General features: G+C 50.0%; 19 protein-coding genes. 8 read left to right on the forward strand and 11 right to left on the reverse strand.

Annotation, left to right across the window (positions count from 1 at the left end):
- Window positions 1-164 precede the first annotated feature (164 nt).
- Entirely contained in the window at window positions 165-1,415 is a 1,251-nt protein-coding gene (locus tag KU854_RS07035; RefSeq protein WP_336245232.1) for a CinA family nicotinamide mononucleotide deamidase-related protein, read from the forward strand.
- 59 nt (window positions 1,416-1,474) lie between these two features.
- Here the strand turns inward: KU854_RS07035 and glsA are convergent, their stop codons facing one another.
- The 6 genes from glsA to KU854_RS07065 form a co-directional block, all read right to left on the reverse strand.
- Window positions 1,475-2,413, reverse strand: a complete 939-nt coding sequence (gene glsA, locus KU854_RS07040) for a glutaminase A (protein ID WP_218357708.1) — start codon at window positions 2,411-2,413, stop codon at window positions 1,475-1,477.
- The gene (gadC, locus tag KU854_RS07045) at window positions 2,410-3,963 is read right to left on the reverse strand and encodes a glutamine/gamma-aminobutyrate antiporter GadC (protein WP_218357709.1); all 1,554 of its coding nucleotides are present in this window, start codon (window positions 3,961-3,963) and stop codon (window positions 2,410-2,412) included. The genes glsA and gadC overlap by 4 nt, the downstream gene beginning before the upstream one ends.
- A gap of 74 nt (window positions 3,964-4,037) precedes the next feature.
- Window positions 4,038-5,417 (reverse strand): glutamate decarboxylase, encoded by a 1,380-nt coding sequence (locus tag KU854_RS07050; protein WP_054779838.1) that lies wholly within the window; start codon window positions 5,415-5,417, stop codon window positions 4,038-4,040.
- 228 nt (window positions 5,418-5,645) lie between these two features.
- Entirely contained in the window at window positions 5,646-6,932 is a 1,287-nt protein-coding gene (locus tag KU854_RS07055; RefSeq protein WP_218357710.1) for a TRAP transporter large permease, read from the reverse strand.
- A gap of 9 nt (window positions 6,933-6,941) precedes the next feature.
- Window positions 6,942-7,412, reverse strand: a complete 471-nt coding sequence (locus KU854_RS07060; protein WP_218357711.1) for a TRAP transporter small permease — start codon at window positions 7,410-7,412, stop codon at window positions 6,942-6,944.
- Window positions 7,413-7,472: 60 nt separating this feature from the next.
- Complete coding sequence (locus tag KU854_RS07065; RefSeq protein WP_054779835.1) at window positions 7,473-8,471, reverse strand: C4-dicarboxylate TRAP transporter substrate-binding protein; 999 nt, start codon at window positions 8,469-8,471, stop codon at window positions 7,473-7,475.
- Between the two features lie 280 nt (window positions 8,472-8,751).
- On the opposite strand from KU854_RS07065, the gene KU854_RS07070 reads away from it, so the two are divergent.
- Both KU854_RS07070 and KU854_RS07075 read left to right on the forward strand, forming a co-directional pair.
- Window positions 8,752-9,462, forward strand: a complete 711-nt coding sequence (locus KU854_RS07070) for a glycerophosphodiester phosphodiesterase family protein (protein WP_218357712.1) — start codon at window positions 8,752-8,754, stop codon at window positions 9,460-9,462.
- Window positions 9,463-9,492: 30 nt separating this feature from the next.
- Window positions 9,493-10,224: a DeoR/GlpR family DNA-binding transcription regulator gene (locus KU854_RS07075; RefSeq protein ID WP_218357713.1), complete on the forward strand. Its 732-nt coding sequence runs from the start codon at window positions 9,493-9,495 to the stop codon at window positions 10,222-10,224.
- Window positions 10,225-10,288: 64 nt separating this feature from the next.
- Here KU854_RS07075 and KU854_RS07080 read toward each other — a convergent pair whose 3' ends face one another.
- The 5 genes from KU854_RS07080 to ubiG all read right to left on the reverse strand — a co-directional run bounded on the left by KU854_RS07080 (window position 10,289) and on the right by ubiG (window position 15,877).
- Entirely contained in the window at window positions 10,289-10,579 is a 291-nt protein-coding gene (locus KU854_RS07080) for a 2Fe-2S iron-sulfur cluster-binding protein (RefSeq protein WP_218357714.1), read from the reverse strand.
- A complete protein-coding gene (nrdB, locus tag KU854_RS07085) occupies window positions 10,576-11,709 on the reverse strand; it encodes a class Ia ribonucleoside-diphosphate reductase subunit beta (RefSeq protein ID WP_218357825.1) in 1,134 nt (377 codons plus the stop codon). Before nrdB ends, KU854_RS07080 begins: the two co-directional genes overlap by 4 nt.
- 66 nt (window positions 11,710-11,775) lie before the next feature.
- The gene (nrdA, locus tag KU854_RS07090) at window positions 11,776-14,055 is read right to left on the reverse strand and encodes a class 1a ribonucleoside-diphosphate reductase subunit alpha (protein ID WP_218357715.1); all 2,280 of its coding nucleotides are present in this window, start codon (window positions 14,053-14,055) and stop codon (window positions 11,776-11,778) included.
- Between the two features lie 401 nt (window positions 14,056-14,456).
- On the reverse strand, window positions 14,457-15,113 hold the full coding sequence (locus KU854_RS07095) for an HAD family hydrolase (RefSeq protein ID WP_218357716.1): 657 nt from the start codon (window positions 15,111-15,113) through the stop codon (window positions 14,457-14,459).
- Window positions 15,114-15,163: 50 nt separating this feature from the next.
- A complete protein-coding gene (gene ubiG, locus KU854_RS07100; RefSeq protein ID WP_218357717.1) occupies window positions 15,164-15,877 on the reverse strand; it encodes a bifunctional 2-polyprenyl-6-hydroxyphenol methylase/3-demethylubiquinol 3-O-methyltransferase UbiG in 714 nt (237 codons plus the stop codon).
- 679 nt (window positions 15,878-16,556) lie between these two features.
- On the opposite strand from ubiG, the gene gyrA reads away from it, so the two are divergent.
- The 5 genes from gyrA (at window position 16,557) to aroA (ending at window position 24,881) form a co-directional block, all read left to right on the forward strand.
- Window positions 16,557-19,181, forward strand: coding sequence for a DNA topoisomerase (ATP-hydrolyzing) subunit A (gyrA, locus tag KU854_RS07105; protein ID WP_218357718.1), 2,625 nt, complete (start codon window positions 16,557-16,559; stop codon window positions 19,179-19,181).
- 253 nt (window positions 19,182-19,434) lie between these two features.
- On the forward strand, window positions 19,435-20,517 hold the full coding sequence (serC, locus tag KU854_RS07110) for a 3-phosphoserine/phosphohydroxythreonine transaminase (RefSeq protein ID WP_054779829.1): 1,083 nt from the start codon (window positions 19,435-19,437) through the stop codon (window positions 20,515-20,517).
- Window positions 20,518-20,808: 291 nt separating this feature from the next.
- Entirely contained in the window at window positions 20,809-22,197 is a 1,389-nt protein-coding gene (locus tag KU854_RS07115) for a uracil-xanthine permease family protein (RefSeq protein ID WP_218357719.1), read from the forward strand.
- Between the two features lie 220 nt (window positions 22,198-22,417).
- On the forward strand, window positions 22,418-23,482 hold the full coding sequence (locus KU854_RS07120; protein ID WP_218357721.1) for an ion channel: 1,065 nt from the start codon (window positions 22,418-22,420) through the stop codon (window positions 23,480-23,482).
- A gap of 115 nt (window positions 23,483-23,597) precedes the next feature.
- Window positions 23,598-24,881, forward strand: coding sequence for a 3-phosphoshikimate 1-carboxyvinyltransferase (aroA, locus tag KU854_RS07125; RefSeq protein WP_218357723.1), 1,284 nt, complete (start codon window positions 23,598-23,600; stop codon window positions 24,879-24,881).
- Window positions 24,882-25,016: the final 135 nt, after the last annotated feature.

Consider the following 25,016-nt stretch of genomic DNA (forward strand, 5'->3'; position numbering starts at 1 on the left):
AAATTATTGTTTACTACTGGATGCGGGGGGGAGAGTGTGGCTCGGTGTGAGCCGGTAAATTTTGTACTGGCACGCGCTTATTGATACGGTGGTGATAATCATCGCTGTATTGAACGTGGCAAGGTGTATACTTTAGCTAGTTCATGAAAAACAAGGAGATATCGGTGGAACAAAGCAAACTGCGCGTCGCAATGTTGAGCACTGGCGAAGAAGTGCTTCATGGTGATATCACCGATACCAATGCTGCCTGGCTGTCATCACGTTGTTTTGAAGAAGGTTTTGCCCTTCACCGTCGCATCACGGTTGGAGACTCACTGGACGATATCGCGATTGAGTTGGTCAGGTGCAGCCAGGTTTCTGATGTGGTGATCGTCAATGGGGGTCTGGGTCCGACCACCGATGATCTGACCACGGAAGCCATGGCGATGGCGATGGACGTTGACCTGGAGCTCAACAATCATTGGCTGACAGAGCTGAAAAACCGTTTTGAACGCAACGGTAAAACCATGCCGAAAAGCAACATCAAACAAGCGATGCTGCCGGAAGGGGCCGAGCTTGTCGATAACCCGGTTGGTAGCGCCTGCGGCTTTGCTGCGTATTTGAACGAATGCCTGTTCTTTTTTACCCCGGGCGTGCCGTCAGAGTTCAAGCAGATGTTCGACAATGAAATTCTGCCAAGACTTCAGTCCCGCTACCCAAACAGCCAAAAACGCGAGGTTCAGCGTCTTTATACATTTGGTTTCTCCGAATCTCTGCTAAACGACAAGCTTGCGTCGTTGTCACTGCCTGAAGGCTTTGAGCTCGGTTACCGATCTGCACTGCCTTTTATCGAACTGAAAGTATTTTCGCCAAAGCAACACTCTGAGATTTCACTGGTGACAGATGCCGTGCGCAATATTCTCGGGGACCGTATTGTCGGCGATGGTATCCCAATGCTGACAAATGTTGGCAGCCTGCTTCGCCATCACGGTGTCACGCTGGCATTGGCCGAAAAATTCTCCGGTGGATACCTTGCCAACTGGCTAAGCGAAGATGACGACACCCGGGATGCACTGCTGCAAGCGTGGGTGCTGAGTGAGTCAGCGCTGAATGCAGAAGGGGACTACAACCCGCTTGCTTCTGTGTTGGCAATGGCGACGGCTGCCCGTGAAAATTCAGGCGCTGGCATTGGTTTGGCTTGTGGCGATTTGGACGCCGGACGAGTCTCCCTTGGGCTTTCTACCGCAGTCGGTGATTGGGGCATTATTGTGAAGCCGCGCCGCAACCAGAGTTTAAATGACCTGCGCTGTTATGCCGCTACCATGCTGCTGGATTTATTAAGGCGCTACCTGGAAGGGCAAGACATGTTCAGTGACATTGCCTCTCTGGTCACGTTGGAATCGTTGCACATTCCGGCTGAAGAGCTGGATGCATAAGAAAATGGCCTGATATTCAGGCCATTTTTTATATCGAATCATCGGATAAGCGAAAGCTGTTATCCGTACAGGTTGAGATTGAGTGATTTGGCGACCTGCGCAATCATTCTCTGAGCCCGGACGCTGTTGCCTGATTCATCCAGTGGCGGAGAGAACGCAGCAATGCCCATTTTGCCCGGAACAACAGCCAGCAAACCGCCGCCCACGCCGCTCTTCCCGGGTAAACCGACTTCAAATGCCCAGTCGCCGGAATAGTCGTACAATCCTTCCATCGTCATTTCCGCCAAAATCGGCGCGACATTTTCCGGGGTGACGACTTGTTCGCCGCTGATAGGGTTTTTACCGTGGTTGGCAAGAGTCGCGCTCATCACCGCCAAATCCTTACAGGTCACCAACGTCGAGCACTGGCGGGTATATACCTCACACGCTTCCATTGGGTCGCAGAAACAGTTGCCAGCGGCATACAGCAACCAGGCAATTCCACGGTTATGGAAGTTGGTGGTTTGCTCGGATTCATTGATTTCGTCAGAAAGGGTGACATTGCCTGCTGTCAGGCGTCTCTGTACGTCCAAAATGCGTTGCCAGCGCTGTTCAGCACTGTCTGCTTTTAAGAGACTGACGCTGGCCATTGCACCTGCGTTCACCAGCGGTGATAGCGGTTTGTCGTGGTGTTCACAAAGCGCCAGTACGGAGTTAAACGGCAGGCCAGTCGGCTCTGCCCCGATTTTTTCCCGCACCATTTCAGGGCCGACATCTTCCATCAGCAGAGCCAGGGTCGCGACTTTGGAGATCGACTCAATGGCAAAGCGGTACTCGATATCACCAGCCTGATATACATCACCGTTTGCAGTGACAATCACCAGTGCAGCCAATTCATCAGGCACCGATGCCAGATAGGGAATGTAGCTGGCATTCTCGCCACCCGGCAGACCGTGAAACTGCTGGAACGTCTCATCCACCAGGTGCTGCAGTGCTTTGGCAGAAGGAAGTTGACTCATTGTGCTTCTCCTTTACCTTCACGGTGCATCGCAGTGACAGATTCAGTGTGCTTGTCAGAGTGGTTTTGCAGCCCGGGATGCACACCTTCAATTTGCCAGGTGAAGGGTGCAAAGTCTGAGTTTTCATCTCGCCAGTGTGGTTTACGCACTGCGTAAATCAGGAATGGGATGATGGCAAACAGCAGGCTCAGGCCGACCAGAATCGAGATGAACACAGTCGGGCTGCCCACAGCTATCTGGCTTGGCGGGATAAAGCTGAACGCAAATGCAATCGCGGAGGCGGTGAAGCCGATACCGGCAAACATATACAGCCCTTTGCGGCCTCCGGGGACGTTGTAAGGGCGCGGGCGGTTAGGCTGGCTGAAACGCAGGTAAATCGCCGCGGAAAACATCAGCATGTAAAGCGCCAGATAGATGACTGCTGCCAGTTGGCTCAGGATCTGATACGCCGCTTCGACCGACGGCAGCACCACAAAAGTGATCGCCAGGAAGCTGACGATGATGCCCTGCACCAGCAGGATATGGGTTGCCATACCGTGCTCGTTGGTGTGTTGCCAAAAACGCGGCAGGTAACCGGCCTTCGCGACTTCCAGCAGGCCGGTTGAAGGGCCAGCCACCCAGGTGACGATGCCTGCCAGTACGCCTATAGCCAGACAGATAGCCATGATTGGCGCCAGAAAACCCAGCCCCGCCCATTTGAACATATCAAAATAGGCAACCAGCAGGCTTTGAGTCAGGTTGATATCAGCGTTAGGAATGACAAAAGCGATTGCCAGAGTACCCAAAACAAAAATGACCACGGTACCCAGCGCCGCCATACCAATCGCTAGAGGGTAGGACTTGGTCGGGTTATCCAAATCTTTTACGTGGATGGCGTTCATTTCCATACCGGCGTAAAACAGGAAAATACTGGCGGCCAATACGACGTTATTGAAGTTGGAGAGATCTGGGATTAGGTCTTTCCATTCCATCTGAATTTGGATTGGCTGTCCGCTGAACAGAAACGCAAAACCCAGGATGATCAGGGTGATAGCCGGGATAATGGTGCCGACGATGCCGCCCCATTTGGACAACAAGGTAAAGGCACTGACGCCACGGAACGCCACGAAGGTAGCAAACCAGTAGATGGCAAAAACAATCGCCAGAACAAAGAATTTGTTCTGCGACAGGGCGGCATCAAAGGTTTGATCGGGGCCGATAAATGCCAGTGATACTGCACCGAAGGTCAGCGCGGTTGGGAACCAGACACAGACCTGCACAAAGAGCAGGAACATTGACATAAATGCAAGGCGGGGACCGAAGGCTTCACCCACCCAGCGGAAGATACCGCCTTTTTCCGGCCAACCGGTAGCAAGCTCTGCTGCCACCAGTGATACAGGCACCAAGAAGAAGGCGGCTGCAAATACATAGAAGAACATTGAGCTGAGGCCATACTCCGCCTCTGCGGGAAGACCACGCAGACTGACAACAGCCACAATGTTCATGATAGCGAACGTAAATACGCTGATTTTGCCGACATTTTTCGCCGGCGATGCGGTTTTCTTATCCATTACGCAAGTCCTTGATAGTACAGGCCACTATTCAGTGGCCTTCTTGTGTGCAATAGGGCGGGTTTCCGGGCGGATTAACCGTGATGGAATGAGGAAGTCGCACCGGAATGCACTTGCGGGTATTGCTTGAAGTAGTCCACACAGCGTTTGAGGTCTTCAAGCAGCAGCGCTGCCATGTCTTTACTGACACCATGGCGGATCATGATGCGCTGAATAACGGTATCCTGTCGGTTGCCTGGAAGCGGGTAAGAGGCTATCTGCCAACCGCGCATACGCATGCGATCAGAAAGGTCATAGAGGGTGAAACCCCAGTCGCCTTCTTTCAGGCTATAGCTGAGCGCCGGTAAACCGCCGCGTCCGTCGTAGAACAGATCGAATGGGCCAATCTTGGCAATTTCATCTGCCAGCCACTGTGCGGTACTGATGCAGGCTTCCTGAATGCCTTTGTAGCCCTCAAAGCCGAGGCGGAGCAGGTAGTAATACTGCGCTACAATCTGGCCGCCCGGGCGGGAGAAGTTCAACGCGAAGGTCGGCATGTTGCCTCCAAGGTAGTCCACGTTGAACACCAGCTCATCGGGCAGGTGTTCTTTGTCGCGCCATACTACCCAGCCCACACCCAGTGGTGCCAACCCATATTTATGACCAGAACTGTTGATAGACACCACGCGGGGCAGGCGGAAATCCCACTTCAAATCAGGGTTAACGAAAGGCGCAATAAAACCGCCGGAAGCACCGTCTACATGGATAGGGACGTCAAGCCCCGTTGATGCCTGGATCTCATCGAGCTTTTTAGAGATTTCCTCTACCGGCTCAAAAACACAGGTATAGGTAACACCCAAAGTTGGCACGACGCCGATGGTATTTTCATCCACATACTGGGCGAGTTTGTCCGGATTCATACAAACTTCATCGCCATCGAGCGGGATTTCGCGCATCTCTACGTCAAAGTAACGGGCGAATTTGTGCCAGCAAATTTGTACCGGGCCACAGACGATATTCGGTTTGTCTGTTGAAAGACCCTGCGCTTCGCGTTTCTGACGCCAGCGCCATTTCATGGCTAGGCCGCCAAGCATGGCGGCTTCTGAAGAGCCGGTGGTGGAGCAACCAATGGTGTCTTCGCTTTGCGGACTGTTCCAAAGCTTGGCGAGGATATGAACACAACGGGATTCAATTTCCGCGGTTTGCGGGTATTCATCTTTATCAATCATGTTCTTATCGATACAGAGATCCATAAGGTCATGCACACTCGGCTCCATCCAGGTAGAACAGAACGTCGCGAGATTCTGACGGGCATTACCATCCATCAGAAGTTCGTCTTTCAGCAGTTGATCTATAAGTGCGGGGGACTGGCTTTCTTGGGGAAGTGAAAACTTGGGCAGTTGGGTTTCCGACAGGGCTTCTTCGTAAATATCTTGACTCTCTGGCGTTTGTTTTTTGGTGTAATGCAATCCCATTGTGGGCTCCTTAATTTTCGGAAATTAGCGCGATCCTGATCTTGTTCTTAACAGCATTGAACAGTTGTAGTAGCGCTGTGCGCGTCAGGAACATTTTCAGCGTAGATTGCATATGCTTTGGAAGTGCCTGAAATATGAGATAAGTAGCAAAGACGGTCAGATAAGCATCAATGGAGGATGTTTTGGGGAAGTGTGCCCGTGGAGATCGGGCACGTTTGCGTATAAGAACTATTTAAACAGGTTAGGAAGGAACATCACCAGATCTTCGGAGAAGGTCAGTATCATTAGCACGGCAAACAGGGCGCCCAGCAACGGCAGCGCTTCACGCACAAAATCCACCAGACGGACTTTGAGTATCGAACACACGGTAAACATCATGGAACCAAACGGCGGTGTCACGCCTCCGATCATAATGTTCACGATGACGACCACACCGAAGTGAACGGGGTTGATCCCCAGATTCAGCACCGCAGGCAACAGCAGTGGTGTGAGGATAATCATCGCCGCGCCGCCTTCAATAAACATCCCCACAATCAGCAGCAGTACGTTGATAAGTATCAGCAGCACATATTTGTTGTCTGTCAGGCTTATCAGCATCGATGCAATGTTCTGCGGAATTTGCTCGAGTGTCATGTAATAGCCAAAGACCAAGGCTCCGACAATGATGAACATGACGCTGCCTGTTCCCTGAATGGTCTCACGCAGTATTTGCACGAAATGCTGTGGTTTGAGTTCGCGGTAAATAAGAAACCCGATGATGGTGCACAACAGCACTGCAATGGCGCCGGCTTCTGTGGGGGTGAACAGGCCAAAACGCATACCAAGGATGATGCCGAAAGGGATCAAAAGTGCAGGTATGGCTTTGCCAAAGTAGTGCCACCTTTCTTTCGCTGATGCTGGCTTTTCACGCGACGGTTTGTAGTTCCGCTTTTTCGAAATAATGGCGATGGTGAACATCAACGCTGCTGCCATAAAAAAGGCTGGAACATACCCGGCGATAAACATGGAATGAACGGAAACGTTGGCGAGCAGGGCGAAAATAATCAGGTTGATACCCGGCGGGATCACCGGGCTAATGCTCGAAGACGTCGCGGTAACTGCGGCACTGAACGCAAGGCCATAGCCCCGTTTTGTCATCTCCGGCACCAGGATTTTAGACTGCATCGCCGCATCGGCGTTGGCGGAGCCGGAAATTCCGCCCATCAGCGTACTCAGCAGCACGTTCACGTGTGCAAGGCCACCGGTTTTATGACCGATGAGCGAATCCGCAAAGGCAAGCAGGTTCCGGCTGATCCCCGAATAATTCATGATCGACCCGACCATGATAAAGAAAGGTATCGCCAAAAGAGGAAAGGAGGAAACGCTGGAAATAAACCGCTGCATGACCAGGCTGACGGGTAACGAATCATTGATGAACAGGAAATACACCATTGATGAGGCGATCAGCGAGAATGCAATCGGGATATTCAGCAAAAATAAAACAAAAAGCAGGATGATAGGTATATAGATATCCACGGCATTCACCTACTGCGCTGGGTGATTGGGATCAGATGGCTTGAGGTCGTCAATAATGAATCTCACGGTATGAAACGCCATCAGGGAAAAACACACGACCAACACCCCGTTAATGGTGAAATAGGACATACCCATCACCGGGGTCACTTTTGTCGATAGCATGGTGTAGTTGTAACTCAGGTATGCCATCAGTAGGTTAAGCGCCAACAAGAAGAAAGAGACCATCAGCCGGAAGTACCGCTGACCTGCTCTGGGGATAAAGCTCAGGATCACGTCGACGCCCATGTGGAGCTTGTGCTTGTAGCAGGAGCTGATTCCGAAATAGACCGCCCAGGTGAAACAGATGACGGATAACTCTTCACTCCAGGGGACAACAAAGCCCAGACCGTAACGCAGGAAAACGTTGATAATCACCACTATAACAGTGATGGAAATCGCTATTGATGCGAGTATTTCCTCGAAATTCTTTAAAAATCGCATTGCAACTCCAACGCATGACTAAACGCCCCCGCGGAGGGGGCGTAGCGTTAAACCTTTTGATTATTTTGACGCGCGGATTTTTTCCAGCTCAGCGTTGATAGTGGCATGCACGTCTTTGCTCCATGCCGGGAACTCGTTGTAAACCTGAGCGGTCAGTTTGTTGAACGCTGCTGTGTCTACGTCGTTGAATGTCACACCTTCTTCTTTCAGCTTCTGTGTGTATTCTTCATCAAGCTTAACCAGTTGTTCCGTGTTGGATTTTGCGCCAGCGAGGATCTCTTCCATCACGATTTTCTGTTGTTCTGCATCCAGCTTGTCCCAAACGCTCGGTGAAATGTACAGGCCAACAGTACCCAGGAAGTGACCGGTCTTGGACATGTTTTTCGCCACTTCGTAAATCTTGGTGGAGTACATGGTCAGGATTGAGCCTTCCAGGCCATCAACGACGCCCTGTTGCACACCGGCATAGGTTTCAGGGAATGGCAACGCCGCCGGTGATGCACCCATTGCTTGCAACGTGCTGATAAACAGCTGGCTTCCCGGTACACGGATACGCATTCCTTTCATGTCTTCCGGTGTTTTGATCTCTTTGTTGGTGATCATGTGGCGGAAGCCAAAGATGTAATCCGCATTCAGGACTTTGATGCCTTTTTTCTCTACTTGTTCTTTCAGGTCAGCCACATAGTCAGACTGCATCAGCGCGAGGTATTCGTCGTAGTTGTTGTAAAGCATTGGGCCAGCAAGCGCCGCGAAGTCCGGCACGTAGTCGCCGAGGTAGCTTAAATCCTCAACGGCGATCCAATTTGCGCCGTTGACCACCTGCTCCAGGTTGTCTTTGTACACAGGCAGCTGGCCGCCAGGGAAGACCTTGATGTTCACACTGCCATCTGTGCGTTCGCGGATGTTATCTGTGACTTTAATCAGCTCTTGTGTCAGCAGCTCGTTTTGCTGGAACACGAGGCTCATATTGATGTTCACTTTGTCAGCGGCTAGGGCGTTTGAAGCCGCACCAAAGAGTGTTGAAAGGGAAAGTACAGTTCCAAGGAGTAATTTTTTCATCGTTTTTGCCTTTAGTTCTCAGTTAGGTCCGTTTATACCAAGCGCACTTTGGCGTTATGCAACAGCATCTCTCTAAATGTTGTGAACTCGCTCGAAATACGATACGGCATTGCTGGACTCTTTCAAATGAACATTTTTGTGTTCGTTCGAATGTTGTGATCCTGTTAACAATGCGTGTTTTGTTAACTTGAGCATCAATAGATAGCGGGCATCTTTATAGCGCTATCACCAATACAAAATCGGTTTTGGGATTTTCAAGTGAACATGGATGAGGCTTAACATGATAATCGGTCATAGGGGAGTAGCTGCGCTTGCTCCTGAAAACACACTCTTAGGCATTAACGCTGCCGCCGACCTCGGAATAAAATGGGTGGAGCTGGATGTACAACTCACCCGCGACAATGTCCCGGTGCTATTTCATGATGAATCCGTCAACCGTTGTACCAATGGCATAGGAAGGCTTGATTTGTTCACGCTGGCACAATTGAGGGAATTGGATGCTGGCGCCTGGTTCAACGCCCGGTTTGAAGGAGAAAAGGTTCCTACCCTGGAAGAAACGCTGACACTCTGCGCGCAAAGGGGTATTAGCATTAACCTTGAGATCAAATGCCACAGCAAAACAGCGCCAGGGTTACTGGTGGAAAAAGTGGCAGAGGTGATTAAAAGCACCGGATATCCCAATGAAAATCTCTTACTTTCAAGCTTTTCACTACCAGCGATTGAACACTGTCTGGCAATGTTACCCGATTGCCGCGTGGGGCTAATCACTGAACAAACCTCCCCAGCGTTTCTGGATGATATTGAGCCATTGAATATATTCAGCGTGCATTGCGATCAACGGCATCTGTCACTGGAGCTGGCTGACGCTATTCTCAGTCGCGGTTATCAGCTCAACATCTGGACGCTGAATGAAGCCCGAAAGGCGCAGTATTTTCGCGGGTTGGGGGTGACACACATCATCACCGATGACCCTGTTCCGTTTTCCGAATAAGTGCGTAAACCCAACTGCTGGTGACATGCTATGACGCCCAGACAAAAACAAATTCTGGAGTTTCTCAAAGCCAACGGCAATGTGCAGATTGAAGCGCTGGCGGAAATGTTCTCAATGACAACCCAGACGATTCGCCGTGACGTGAACCAGCTTTCTGAACAGGGGTTGGCACGCCGGGTTCACGGTGGGGTGAGTCTGCCGGCCGTTCTGACCAATACCACTTATCAGGTTCGCTTTGAGCTGGAAGCGGATGTAAAGCAGCGGCTTGCCAAAAATGTGGCCAGTCTGATCCCCGAAGGCTCGACTGTGTTTTTGGGTATTGGTACATCAATGGCCTACATTGCCCAATGCCTCGCTCACTATGACAAGTTACGTATCGTGACCAACAACCTTCAGGTGGAAAAGGTGGTGGAAGGAAACCCAAACATAGATGTGTTTTTGGCTGGAGGGTTAGTCAGGAGCAAGCATCAGGATGTGGTCGGGCAGAGCGTGCTGGGATTCTTTGAGGGCTTCGAAGCGGATATCGGTATTGTGGGGTGCGGGTCGGTGACAGCCAGTCATTTTGCAATGGAGTATGAGCCGATTGAAGCTGAGATTTCCAAAGCGATTGTCGCCAATTCACGCGAGAGTTGGTTGTTGGCTGATGCCAGTAAGTGGGGAAGATTTGCTTCTTCGAAGGTTTGCCGGCTTTCTAAATTCTCAAAAATCTTCACCAACAAGCTATCACTGCCTTCGGATTTGCCAGTTTATAAGGTTAAGTAACAGCTCAGTTGAGAATAGAAAAAAACAGACGTAAGCAGGAAAAAAGAGCGCCGCAGAACCGGAGTCAGAGGTTCGCGGCTTTTTTCGCTATAAAAGAAAATTGGTAGTCGAATGCCAGAGACACGTCGTCTTTAGGCACAGAGCGGCAGGTAAGAATTTCTCCTGCAGCGAGGTATGCCATGGCGTCTTCTTGTTTGACCTGGCCTTTATTAAGTCTGCAGCGGCATGCGCCACATACCCCATTGCGGCATTGAAATTCGGGTTGCATTCCAGCTTGCTCGAGTTGCTCGAGCAGAGGCTGGTGGGTGTTTCCCACCAGCGATTGTCCGTTCACTGTGATAGTGATTCGGCTCATAGTTCGAAATCACCCAGATCGTCCATATCGACGTCGTTGTCGATTTGGCCAACGAGGTATGAACTGATTTCCGCTTCCTGAGGCGCAACCTGAACGTTGTCAGAAGACAACCATGCGTTGATCCAAGGGATTGGGTTTTGGCTTGCACCTTGGTAAGCCGGTTTCAAACCAACCGCAGACATACGCAGGTTCGTGATGTATTCAACATACTGACACAGGATGTCTTTGTTCAGACCAATCATTGAGCCGTCTTTGAACAGGTATTCCGCCCACTCTTTCTCCTGCTCTGCAGCAGCTTTGAACAGGTCGAAACACTCTTGCTCGCACTCTTTGGCAATCTCTGCCATTTCAGGGTCGTCATCACCGCTGCGAAGGATATTAAGCATGTGTTGGGTGCTGGTCAGGTGCAGGGCTTCATCACGGGCAATCAGCTTGATGATTTTAGCGTTGCCTTCCATCAGTTCGCGTTCGGCGAATGCAAACGAGCAGGCAAAGCTGACGTAAAAGCGGATGGCTTCCAGTGCGTTAACTGACATCAGGCAGACGTACAGCTTTTTCTTCAGTTCACGCAGAGACACGACAATGGTTTCGCCATTCACCGTGTGCTCGCCTTCACCCAGACGGTGGTAATCGCTGGTCGCTTGAATCAAGTCATCGTAGTAGCCTGCGATGTCATTCGCGCGCTTGATGATGTGCTCATTGACCACGATATCATCGAAAACAACGGCAGGGTTGGTGACGATGTTACGGATAATGTGAGTGTAAGAGCGCGAGTGAATGGTCTCTGAGAATGACCATGTCTCAATCCAGGTTTCCAGCTCTGGAATGGAAACCAGCGGCAGCAGAGCCACGTTCGGGCTGCGGCCTTGAATGGAATCCAGCAGCGTCTGGTATTTCAGGTTGCTGATGAAGATGTGTTTTTCGTGGTCTGGCAGTTTGTTGTAATCGATGCGGTCGCTCGATACATCCACCTCTTCCGGACGCCAGAAGAAGGAAAGCTGCTTTTCAATCAGTCTTTCAAAAATTTCGTATTTTTGCTGGTCGTAACGCGCCACATTTACAGGCTGGCCAAAGAACATAGGTTCCTTGAGCGCGTTGTTGTTTTCTTTTGAAAAAGTGCTGTAAGCCATTGCCGTCTTTTTACCGGTTAGTTGAAACTTCAAAGAGGGAGCATTCGCTCCCTCAGTATTTGTTACTTAGATTTTGCAAGCGCCGCCTGCACAATCATCATCTTGCGCTGCGAGATCTTTCTGTGCGTCGTCTGCACCATCGCGCGTGTTGTGGTAGTACAGGGTTTTTACGCCAAGCTTGTACGCCGTCAGCAGGTCTTTCAGCAGCAGCTTCATTGGTACTTTGCCGCCTGGCTGTTTGCTTGGGTCGTAGTTGGTGTTCGCGGAAATCGCCTGGTCGATAAATTTCTGCATCAAACCTACCAGCTGCAGGTAACCATCGTTTGACGGAATGCTCCACAACAGCTCGTAATTTTCACGGTACTGCTCGTATTCTGGAACCACTTGCTTGAGGATACCGTCCTTCGACGCTTTCACGGAAACGAAGCCGCGCGGTGGCTCAATACCATTGGTGGCGTTTGAAATCTGCGAAGAGGTTTCAGACGGCATCAGTGCAGACAGCGTTGAGTTACGTAGGCCGTGCTCCATGATTTCGGTGCGAAGAGCATCCCAGTCATAGTGCAGTGGCTCATCACAGATCGCATCCAAATCACGCTTATAAGTGTCAATTGGCAGCAAACCTTTGGCGTAGTTGGTTTCGTTGAACGCCGGGCACGCGCCGCGTTCTTTTGCCAGACCGACAGAGGCTTTCAGCAGGTAGTACTGCATCGCTTCAAATGTCCGGTGAGTCAGGCCGTTTGCGCTGCCATCAGAGTAACGCACACCATTTTTCGCCAAATAGTAGGCAAAGTTAATCACACCTACGCCCAGTGTACGGCGATTCATGGTCGCCTTACGTGCTGCAGGCAGTGGGTAGTCCTGATAATCCAGCAGGGAATCCAGTGCACGGATAGTCAAGTCTGCCAGCTCTTCCAGCTCATCCAGCGACTTAAGCGCGCCCAGGTTGAATGCAGAAAGGGTACACAGGGCAATCTCACCCTGATCATCTTCTACATTGCTCAGTGGTTTGGTTGGCAGTGCAATTTCCAGGCACAGGTTAGACTGGCGAATTGGTGCAACTTGCGGGTCAAACGGGCTGTGCGTATTGCAGTGGTCGACGTTTTGGATATAGATACGGCCTGTCGACGCGCGCTCTTGCATCATCAGCGAGAACAGTTCAACCGCCTTGCGGGTTTCACGCTTGATGGATGAATCGTTTTCATATTGAACATACAGGCGTTCAAATTCATCCTGATCGGCAAAGAAGGCATCGTACAATCCCGGCACGTCTGATGGTGAGAACAGAGAAATGCTCTCGCCTTTGATCAGGCGGGTGTACATCAGTTTGTTGATTTGAACGCCATAATCCATGTGACGGACACGGTTCTCTTCAACACCACGGTTATTCTTCAGCACCAACAGGCTTTCAACTTCACGGTGCCAGATTGGGTAGAACAGGGTAGCTGCGCCGCCACGCACACCGCCTTGTGAGCAACACTTAACGGCAGTCTGGAAGTATTTGTAGAATGGAATACAACCTGTGTGGAATGCTTCACCGCCGCGAATCGGGCTGCCCAGTGCACGGATACGACCTGCGTTGATACCGATACCTGCGCGCTGGCTGACATAACGCACAATAGAACTTGCGGTTGCGTTGATAGAATCCAAGCTGTCGTCACACTCGATCAGTACACAAGAGCTGAACTGACGGGTAGGGGTGCGCACGCCGGACATAATAGGCGTAGGCAATGAAATCTTGAACTGGGAAACCGCGTCATAGAAGCGACGGATGTAATCCAAGCGGGTTTCTTTTGGATAATTCGCAAACAGACATGCTGCAACCATAATGTACAAAAACTGTGCACTTTCGTAGATTTCACCACTAACACGGTTTTGTACCAAATATTTCCCTTCCAACTGCTTCACAGCCGCGTATGAAAAGTTCATATCACGCCAGTGATCGATGTAGGTGTCGAGAATGTTTAGCTCTTCACTGGTGTAGTCTTCAATTAGGTGCTTATCGTATTTACCCATGTCGACCATTTTGTTCACGTGGTCAAGCAGTGTAGGAGGCTCAAACTGACCATAAGCCTTTTTACGCAGATGGAATACGGCGAGGCGCGCTGCCAGATACTGGTAGTCCGGTGTCTCTTCAGAGATCAGATCGGCGGCAGCCTTGATGATGGTTTCGTGAATGTCTTCAGTTTTTATACCGTCGTAAAACTGGATGTGCGAGCGGAGTTCGACTTGTGAAACGGAGACATTGTCCAGACCTTCTGCGGCCCAAGTGATCACGCGGTGGATTTTATCCAGATCAATGTTTTCCTTAGCACCACTGCGCTTTTGGACGGTAATTTGTTGGTTCATTTATCTTGTTCCCGGTTTTTCCTTGCCTGAAGACTTATTTTTGCAAAATTACACAAATTGCAAGGATGATTTGTGATCGAAGTAAAACTTACTGAGCGATGACTAAAACACTACATATAGGGGGTGCGCTCGTTATGAGTAACAAGATAGTGGTGAGTATCAAATATTGCAAGTTCACCCCGGTGGGGCGATCTGTGGATATCTTGGGGATTAGAATTGTTATGTTAGTGCTTACTAACCGCTTTATGGTAAGAAAGGCAATGGTATAGAAAAAAGCAACGTTTTTTAGGGTGTGAAAATAAATAAAAAAAAATATTCCGCTTGATTCTGTGTGGCTTCAGTGAATGACGTTAACATGCTGATATATGGTTATTTTGCGCTCAGCTCACCTGTGACAATGATCAGAATAATGACAGAATCTCTTCAACTTTGTTAAAAATAAGATCTGCCTCCCACAGGCAGGGATCGTCATCTTTCCCTATGTAGCCCCAGCCAGCGACGGCGGAATACATGCTGGCAGCTTTGGCCGCTACAATGTCATTTTCTATATCCCCTACATAGAGACATTGCTCTGGTGCGATCGCCAATATTGATGCGCCATGAAGAAGTGGTGCAGGATGAGGTTTGGCGTGAGGTGTGGTATCGGCACAAACAATTGTCCGTGCTTGCAAGAGTTCGGGAAAATAGGGGAGCAGCATGCCTGTCAGGAATCCGGGCTTGTTGGTGACGATGCCCCAGGGAATACCTTTCTCACTTAACCCGTTCAGCAGTTCGTTAACGCCTGCGTACAGATTTGTATCGATGCAAATGCTGGTTGCGTAGTGGTCGAGGAAAGCCAATCTCAACTCGTCGATGTTTTTGCCTTCCAAAGCGTTACCAAACCCGGCTTTAAGCAAGCCTCTTGCCCCATGGCTGGTTAGCGCTTGAACCTGCTCGGGCTTCAGCGGCGGTAGTCCGTGGTCTTTCAGCACGTTGTTAGCGGCATTGGCCATGTCCGGTGCGGTATCGAGTAGCGTGCCATCCAAATCAAAAAGCACGGCTTTGATGATTCCTTTCATCCCTGTTCCCCTAAAACAAAAATGCCCGGTCTGAGCCGGGCAGCGCCGGATTAACCGGGGCAATGAGTATGTACAATATAGTTCACGTCAACATTACGTGGTGACAGCCAGTAGCGGTCAGTCAGCGGGTTGTAGTGCAGGCCTGTCATATGTTGTTCCTGCAGTGACGTGCAGTCGATCATTTTCAGCAGTTCTGACGGGCGGATAAATTTATTGTGGTCATGGGTGCCCTTGGGTACCACTTTCAACAGGTGCTCTGCACCCACGATCGCAAACAGCCAGGATTTGGTATTGCGATTTAACGTAGAGAAGAACACATGACCGCCCGGTTTCACCATTTTGGCGCAAGAAGCAATGACTGAAGCCGGATCGGGCACGTGCTCCAGCATTTCCATACAGGTAACCACATCGTAATACCCTTGGTGGGTTTCTGCGTGTTCTTCAGCCGTTGATTGGATATATGAAAGGGTTGTGTTGGTTTCCAACGCATGCAAACGTGCCACGGTCAGCGGCTCTTTACCCATATCCAAACCTGTTACATCGGCGCCTTCCCGTGCCATGCTTTCAGCGAGGATGCCACCGCCACACCCGACATCCAGCACTTTCTTGCCGAAGATACCGTTGCTGCGTTCAATCACGTAGTTAAGGCGCAATGGGTTGATTTGGTGCAGTGGTTTAAATTCACCTTCCAGATCCCACCAGCGCGAGGCCATGTCTTCGAACTTCTGGATTTCAGCTGGATCAACGTTGAGTTGGGTAGTCATCTACATCTTATCCCTAAAATTTTTTTGCCATTATATCTCAAGCTACCTGAAGTTACGCAACCTGGGTGAACTTGGTTTGCAGACTTGTTCGTTCAGGATAGGTCGCGAAGGGGAAGGAATGGTTTTTGAAAGGGGAGATACGCAAAGCCGGAGGCGCACCCCCGGCGAGGTTAATTTATATAGCATCAGTGTCAGAAAGAAGGATTAGGCAGCGTTAGTGACAGCAACAGCAGCCAACAGCCCCAGCAAAGTGTATTTTCCAACAATGATAGCCATACCCACCGCGTTGATAGCTTTATAGAACATAGCTCTTCCCCCGATGTTGGCGACACAGCATTGTGTCAGGGGTATTTTCACGCACTAAGTTTGCGGATATTGAGACCGGCTTCCCATTGTATATCTCCCTCCTTTATTACATCCCTATTCGTGATCGAGATACCTAGCTTGACGTTAATAAGCAAAAGACCCCTGGCGCTTTCTAAGCTTGTCTAACAGTTTTACCTAGTTCCACCTTGAGGTTGAGTGTTTTTTCGCCCTGTAGCGCCTTAGAGCGACGATATAAGAGTATTTCGTGATTTATCTCGGGTTTAGGCTATGACTATTTGTCTGCTTTTATGGTATTCTTTCGGGTCTTGCACGTAGTCATTTTTGACATACTTACCTGAGGGATATTGGCTCCATGAGCGATCTTGCTAAAGAGATCACGCCCGTCAACATTGAAGAGGAGCTGAAAAGCTCATACCTCGACTACGCGATGTCCGTTATCGTGGGTCGTGCTCTTCCAGATGTGCGTGATGGTCTGAAGCCTGTACACCGCCGCGTGTTGTACGCGATGAATGTACTGGGCAACGACTGGAACAAAGCATATAAAAAATCTGCCCGTGTTGTCGGCGATGTGATCGGTAAATACCACCCACACGGTGACAGCGCAGTTTACGACACCATTGTTCGTATGGCACAGCCGTTCTCACTGCGTTACATGCTGGTCGATGGCCAGGGTAACTTCGGTTCGATCGACGGCGACTCTGCGGCAGCAATGCGTTACACCGAAGTTCGTATGGCGAAAATCGCCCACGAGCTACTGGCTGATTTGGACAAAGAGACCGTTGATTTCGTTCCGAACTACGACGGTACCGAGCAAATCCCAGAAGTAATGCCTACCCGCATTCCAAACCTGTTGGTGAACGGTTCGTCCGGTATCGCTGTAGGTATGGCGACCAATATTCCTCCGCACAACCTGACTGAAGTGGTTAACGGCTGTCTGGCGTATATCGAGAACGAAGATATCACCATCGAAGAGCTGATGACGCACATCCCAGGTCCGGATTTCCCAACTGCTGCTATGATCAATGGCCGTAAAGGTATTGAAGATGCGTACCGCACCGGTCGCGGCAAGATTTACCTGCGCTCCAAAGCAGAAATCGAAGTTGAGAAAAACGGCAAAGAAACCATTATTGTTTCTGAGATCCCTTATCAGGTAAACAAAGCGCGTTTGATCGAAAAGATCGCCGAGCTGGTTAAAGATAAGAAGATCGAAGGCATCAGTGCGCTGCGTGACGAGTCTGACAAAGACGGTATGCGCATCGTTATCGAATGTAAGCGTGATGCAGTGGGTGAGGTTATCCTCAACAACCTGTATGCCCAAACTCAACTGCAAACTTCTTTCGGTATCAACATGGTTGCGCTGGATAACAACCAGCCTCGCCTGTTCAACCTGAAAGACATGCTGAAGTGCTTTGTGAACCACCGCCGTGAAGTGGTGACACGCCGTACTATCTATGAGCTACGTAAAGCCCGTGACCGTGCCCATATCCTGGAAGGTCTGGCGATTGCGCTGGCAAACATCGATGAAATCATCGAAATGATTCGTAATGCGCAAACCCCTGCGATTGCACGCGAAGAGCTGCAACAACGTGGTTGGGATTTGGGCACTGTAGCGGCAATGCTGGAAGCAACCGGTGTTGATGCAGCGCGTCCTGAGTGGCTGGAAGACGAATATGGCGTTCGTGATGGTAAATACTACCTGACCGAGCAACAGGCTCAGGCAATTCTGGATCTGCGTCTGCATAAACTGACTGGTCTTGAGCACGAGAAGATCCTGGATGAATACAAAGAGCTGCTGGCACTGATCGGCGAGCTGATGTTCATCCTGTCGAGCCCAGAGCGCCTGATGGAAGTGATCACTGAAGAGCTGATTGCTGTTCGTGATGGCTTTGGCGACGAGCGCCGTACTGAGATCACCGCAGCAAGTGCTGACATCGATATCGAAGACCTGATCAATCAGGAAGACGTTGTTGTGACCCTGTCGCACGAAGGTTACGTGAAGTATCAGCCTCTGTCTGATTACGAAGCGCAGCGCCGTGGTGGTAAAGGCAAGTCAGCAACGCGCATGAAAGAAGAAGACTACATTGAGCGTCTTCTGGTTGCCAACACACACGACACTATTCTGTGCTTCTCAAGCCGTGGCCGTATGTACTGGTTGAAGGTTTACCAATTGCCTCTGGCATCGCGTACTGCGCGTGGTAAGCCTATCGTTAACTTGCTGCCGCTGGAGCAGGATGAACGCATCACTGCGATTCTGCCTGTGAAAGAATATGCGGAAGACAAGTTTGTCTTTATGGCAACCGGCGACGGTACCGTGAAGAAGACGCCGCTGACTGATTTCAGCCGTCCTCGCAGCGCCGGTATCATTGCAGTTAACCTGCGTGACAACGATTCGCTGATCGGTGTGGATATCACCACCGGTGACAACGACATCATGCTGTTCTCGAAGTCTGGTAAAGTTGTTCGCTTCAACGAAGGCCAGGTGCGTGGCATGGGTCGTACCGCCGCGGGTGTTCGCGGTATCAAACTGGCAGAGGGCGACAAGGTTGTTTCTCTGATTGTGCCTCACAATGATGGTGATGTACTGACTGTGACTGAAAACGGTTACGGTAAACGTACAGAACTTGGTGAGTACCCAGCGAAGAGCCGCGCAACACAGGGTGTTGTCTCCATCAAGGTTTCTGAGCGCAACGGCAGCGTTGTCGGTGCGGTTCAGGTAGAAACCGGTGATGAATTCATGATGATCACCAACGCTGGTACCTTGGTGCGTACCCGCGTCGCTGAAGTGAGCCAGGTTGGCCGTAACACCCAAGGTGTGACACTGATCCGTACCGCTGAAGACGAGAAAGTGGTTGGACTGCAACGTATTGACGAGCCAGATGAAGAAGATCTGCCGTTGGACGAAGAAGGTGAAACAGAAGGTCAAGTGGCCGCTGAAGCACCGGCAGAAGACAGCACTGACGGTGATACTGAAGAATAAAATTCATTCAGTTTAATCATATTGTAAAAAACGCAGCATTCGCTGCGTTTTTTTTATCCCCTTTTTAATTGTGACTGAAATTGATTGCGCCTATCCGTTCCAATCACCTAAAAAAGGTGATAAAACAAAACCAATAACAATTCTTCTTGGCGTCTTGTGCTCCCTGAAACCGGGAGTTGGCGGAAACGGAAAGCCTCACTGATTCACGAGACAGCCATAAATAAGCGATTTAATGCAGGAGCATTCGATAATCATGGAAAAGGTATATAACTTCTCTGCTGGCCCGGCAATGTTGCCGGAAGCGGTTCTGGAAAAAGTACAGGCTGAACTGACTAACTGGAATGGCTTGGGCACATCCGTCATGGAGATTTCTCACCGCAGTAAGGAATTTCTGGCTGTTGTTGCAGAAGCCGAGAAAAACCTCCGTGAGCTGCTTTCTATTCCAGAAAACTATCATGTTTTGTATGCACAGGGTGGTGCTCGCGCGCAATTCGCTGCCGTACCGATGAACTTGCTTGGCAGCAACACCATTGCTGACTATGTGGATGGCGGCTACTGGGCGGCGAGTGCAGTCAACGAAGCAAAGAAATACTGCACACCGAACGTTATCAATATCAAAACTGAAATTGATGGCAAGCGAGCGGTGCTCCCAGCCAAAGACTGGAAGTTGAGCAGTGATGGTGCCTTTGTGCACTTCTGTCCAAACGAAACCATCGACGGTATTGAAATTCGTGATTTGCCAGACACCAACAAGCCAATTGTTGCAGACATGTCTTCAACGATTTTGTCCCGTCCTATCGATGTGTCTAAATACGGTGTGATTTACGCAGGCGCACAGAAAAACATTGGCCCTGCGGGTATCACGCTGGTGATTGTCCGTGACGATCTACTGGGACGTGCGAAAGAGTTCTTGCCGAATGTGCTGAACTACAAAACGCTGGTGGACAAAGAATCTATGTTCAACACGCCACCAACATTTGGTTGGTATCTGGCGGGTGAAGTCTATAAATGGCTGAAAGAGCAGGGTGGTGTTGAAGCGATGCAGCAGAAAAATGAAGCGAAAGCTGCGTTGCTTTATGACTTTATTGATGCGTCAGACTTTTACGTCAACAACATCCATCCAGACAACCGTTCATTAATGAATGTGCCTTTCCAACTGGTTAATCCAGAGTTGGATGAAGCATTCCTGAAGGAGTCTGAGGCGGCTGGGCTGGTTGCATTGAAAGGACACCGTGATGTAGGCGGTATGCGTGCTTCTATCTATAACGCGATGTCCTTGGAAGGTGTACAGGCGCTGGTCGCCTTTATGAAAGAGTTTGAAGCCAAAAACGCGTAATCAGAATCTTTTGAAAAACCGCCGTCTATCGGCGGTTTTTTTTGCCTTAAAGTTACCTTTTGGATGCTTGGCGGTTAAATATCGGTAAAGTGCCACCAATTAAAATACACCGTCTACGCAAACGATTGCTTTTTGCTGGCTTGCGGTTAGAATGGCGCGAAATTTCTTTCATCCCAACCACTTAACCAGCCGAATGTTCTGAGTAACAGCAATCACAGAGCATCACATTCAGCAGGCTGCTTTACCCATTCAGCGTAATGCAGAAGTGTGTTAATACAGGTAGTAAAACAAATGAGCCTTTCGCGCAGTACCGAAAACAGCACCGAAAATGTCAGACCTTCCGAACTGGTTTATCGATTGGATGACAGGCCACCTTTGCCACAAACCCTTTTTGCCGCTGTGCAGCACTTGCTGGCAATGTTCGTTGCGGTTGTCACTCCTTCATTGATCATCTGTCAGGCTCTGGGTCTGCCAGCTGCAGACACCAATACCATTGTGAGCATGTCACTGTTTGCTTCCGGTCTTGCCTCGTTTATCCAAATTAAAACCTTTGGACCGCTGGGCTCGGGGTTGCTTTCGATTCAGGGCACCAGCTTTAATTTTCTGGGACCAATCATCGGCGCCGGTCTGGCTATGAAAGCGGGCGGTACACCGACTGAAACAATGATGGCTGCGATTTTCGGCACCATCATGGTGGCATCACTGACTGAAGTGTTCCTGTCGCGCGTAATGGATCATGCCCAACGCATTATTACACCGCTGGTTTCCGGTATTGTGGTGACCCTGATTGGCCTGACACTGATCCAGGTCGGTTTGACTTCAATGGGTGGTGGTTATGCAGCAATTGAAAACGGCACCTTTGGTAGTTTGAACAATCTGATGTTGGCTGGTTCGGTATTGGCCGTGATTGTGTTGCTAAACCGCATCAACAATCCTTACCTGCGTGTCTCTTCTATTGTTATCGCAATGACAGTCGGTACCGTTTTAGCCTACTCGCTGGGTATGGTAAATACCGCCCCGGCGCAGGACGTGCCGTTTGTCGCTATTCCGCAACCGATGCAGTATGGCCTGTCGTTTGATTTCTCTTTGCTGATCCCTCTGGTGATTGTATTTCTTGTAACTTCACTGGAAGCAATCGGTGATATTACCGCCACCTCTGAAACATCAGAGCAGCCTGTTGCTGGCCCACTGTATATGAAGCGTATTAAAGGTGGAGTGTTGGCTGATGGGGTTAACTCTGCACTTGCAGCAGTGCTGAACAGTTTCCCTAATTCTACATTCAGCCAGAACAACGGCATTATCCAGCTGACGGGTGTGGCGAGCCGTTACATCGGTTACTTTGTGGCGGGCATGTTGGTTATTCTGGGTCTGCTACCCGGCGTGGCAACCTTGGTTCAGTTGATCCCTGAACCTGTGCTTGGTGGTGCGACCATTGTGATGTTCGGTACGATTGCAGCGTCAGGTATCCGCATTATCTCCCGCTGTGATCTGAACCGCCGCGCGATTCTTATCATGGCACTGTCCTTCTCAATGGGGCTGGGTATCGCGCAAAAACCGGAAATTCTCCAGTTTATGCCTGAGTGGATAAAAAACATTCTGTCATCGGGTATGGCAGCCGGTGGTCTGACTGCAATCATCCTGAACCTCGTGCTGCCACCAGAGCCAAAACACAAAGACTAATTTTCTGAATCTTGCCAAAAGGGTAGTGTGGTGAAATATTCACTGCGCTACCCTTTCTTCTTTCTTCTTTCTTCTTTCTTCTTTCTTCTTTCTTCTTTCTTCTCTCTTCTTTTATCTTTGGTCTCCAATCTCTAGTCTCTGTTCTCCTATCTCCAGTCAGCCTCGACTCTTTCTCGTTTTTTGTACCAAGTTTCTATACTGAGAAAGTGGAGGTGTCGCTATGTCCGAACGTTCAGCATCATTGCGCCCGGAAGGCGCGGAAATGGAGCCATCGTGTGATGGTGAGCAGAACCATGAATTGAAAACCGCAACCTGCTGTTATCAGGATCCTGATGGAGAACAGTTTCGGTGCTCTGAACCCGCGGAAGCGTCCGGTCTGTGTTTCTGGCATGACGAAAATATCGCGAAGGAAGGCATAGCTGATGTCAAAGAGCGGCTAGAAGCCTATGCCCAGCGGGGAGGACAGCTTCGGGGGATCATATGCAAGCGTGCGGAATTGCAGGACGTAAACTTGGTTCGGCATGGCCGTCACGGTGGATATGATCTCAGCTATGCCAATTTTTACCGGTCGAATCTCACCGGTGCCCATCTGTTTAATGCGAAGTTTGATCACGGAAGTTTGATGAAAGCGGATCTGCATGATGCCAATGTCCATTGCGCCAGCTTCATTAACTGCAACTTGCTGGGCGTGAAGCTTACCGATACCAAAATAGACAACATCAAAATCGGGCAGATGTTACAGCAAGAATCGGAAGGGCGTGTTGCTGAGCGCAACGGCGAAATGGATAAAGCGCTCGATTTATATGAACAGTCTGAAGAAATTTACCGGGACTTGCGCAAAGCGTCTGAGTCGCATGGCATTTTCACCATGGCTGGCTATTTCCTGCAAAAAGAGCTCACCATGCGCCGGTTTCAAATGCCGCTATTTTCAACGCAGCGGGCAATGTCAAAAACGGTAGATCTGTTTTGTGGCTACGGCGAAAGCCCCATAAGAGTGGTGTTTTTCTCTCTAGCGCTGATCCTTCTCGCCGCAATGATCTACTTTTTTACCGGTATCCAGTATGACGGCGAGTACGTTGGGTTTACCGAAGAGAAGACCCTGAGGGAAAACACCTTCGCGTTTTTTGACTGCCTTTATTACAGCGTAGTGACATTCACAACCCTGGGGTATGGGGATTTTATCCCCATAGGCCTGTCACGCCTGGTGGCAGCTACTGAAGCATTCACCGGCAGTTTTACTATCGCGCTGTTCGTGGTGGTGTTTGTAAAGAAAATGACCCGATAACCGACTGAAATTCCGTTTTTTCAGTCATCACGAGATAAAAGCAGCTTGGGCTAGCCCCCGTGCTGCTTTTTCGTTACTCTCAGGGAACGAAAAATTAAGGATCGTTTTAGTTCAGATGGAGCAGTTGACGTTACAACCCATTTCAAAAATCAACGGTGAAGTAAACCTCCCCGGTTCGAAAAGCGTGTCAAACCGCGCACTCTTGCTGGCCGCACTGGCAAAAGGCACCACCCATTTAACCAACCTGTTAGACAGTGATGACATCCGTCACATGCTCAATGCATTGAGCAAACTCGGTGTTTCGTATCGCTTATCTGACGACAAAACAGAATGTGTGGTTGAAGGGCTTGGTGGTCCGTTCAAAACATCTGAACCGCTAGAGCTTTTTCTTGGCAATGCCGGAACGGCGATGCGTCCACTCGCGGCTGCACTGTGCATCGGCCAAGGCGAATACGTGCTGACGGGTGAGCCAAGGATGAAAGAGCGTCCGATTGGTCACCTGATTGACGCTATGCGCACCGTTGGCGCGGATGTGACCTATTTGGAAAATGAACATTATCCGCCGCTGAAAATTGTCAGCCAAGACATTCAGGGCGGTGACGTGGAAATTGATGGCACCATCTCCAGCCAGTTTTTGACTGCGTTGTTGATGACAGCACCTTTGTTCAGTGGTGACACCCATATCCGCATCAAAGGGGATTTGGTTTCTAAACCCTACATCGACATCACCTTGCACATCATGGCGCAATTTGGCGTGGAAGTGGTCAATGAGAATTACCAGACTTTCCATGTGAAGGGCAACCAGACCTATATCGCACCAGGTGCATTTTTGGTGGAAGGTGATGCCTCGTCGGCTTCCTACTTCCTGGCGGCTGCTGCCATTAAGGGTGGCGAAGTCAAGGTGACAGGAATTGGCAAGCAAAGCGTACAGGGTGATGTGAAATTTGCGGATGCGCTGGCGGCTATGGGCGCAGATATAGAATGGGGTGACGACTATGTGATTGCCCGCCGGGGTGAGCTGAATGCGGTCGACCTGGATTTCAACCACATTCCGGATGCGGCAATGACGATTGCAACAGCTGCGTTATTTGCTAGAGGCACCACGGCGATCCGCAATGTCTATAACTGGCGGGTGAAAGAGACAGATCGTCTGTCTGCTATGGCAACGGAGCTACGAAAAGTAGGTGCTGTTGTCGAAGAGGGCGAAGACTACATCACGATCACGCCGCCACAAACACTGATGCATGCAGACATCGACACCTATGATGACCACCGCATGGCGATGTGTTTTTCCTTGGTGGCACTGAGCGATACACCGGTCACCATCAACGACCCAAAGTGTACGTCTAAGACCTTCCCGGATTATTTCGACAAGTTGGCTTCACTGTCGGAAAGATGACGAAACAGTTTGGATGTACAAATATACAGGTCGACACAGCGTCGGCCTGTTTTTTTTGGTGAGACTTACCTATAATACGCCACCGATTCCGAAGGGCAGTGATCGCGAAGTTATTGTTACTGCTCTGATCGTAAA

It is taken from the genome of Enterovibrio paralichthyis (assembly GCF_019209835.1).
GTDB classification, from domain to species: Bacteria; Pseudomonadota; Gammaproteobacteria; order Enterobacterales; family Vibrionaceae; genus Enterovibrio; species Enterovibrio paralichthyis.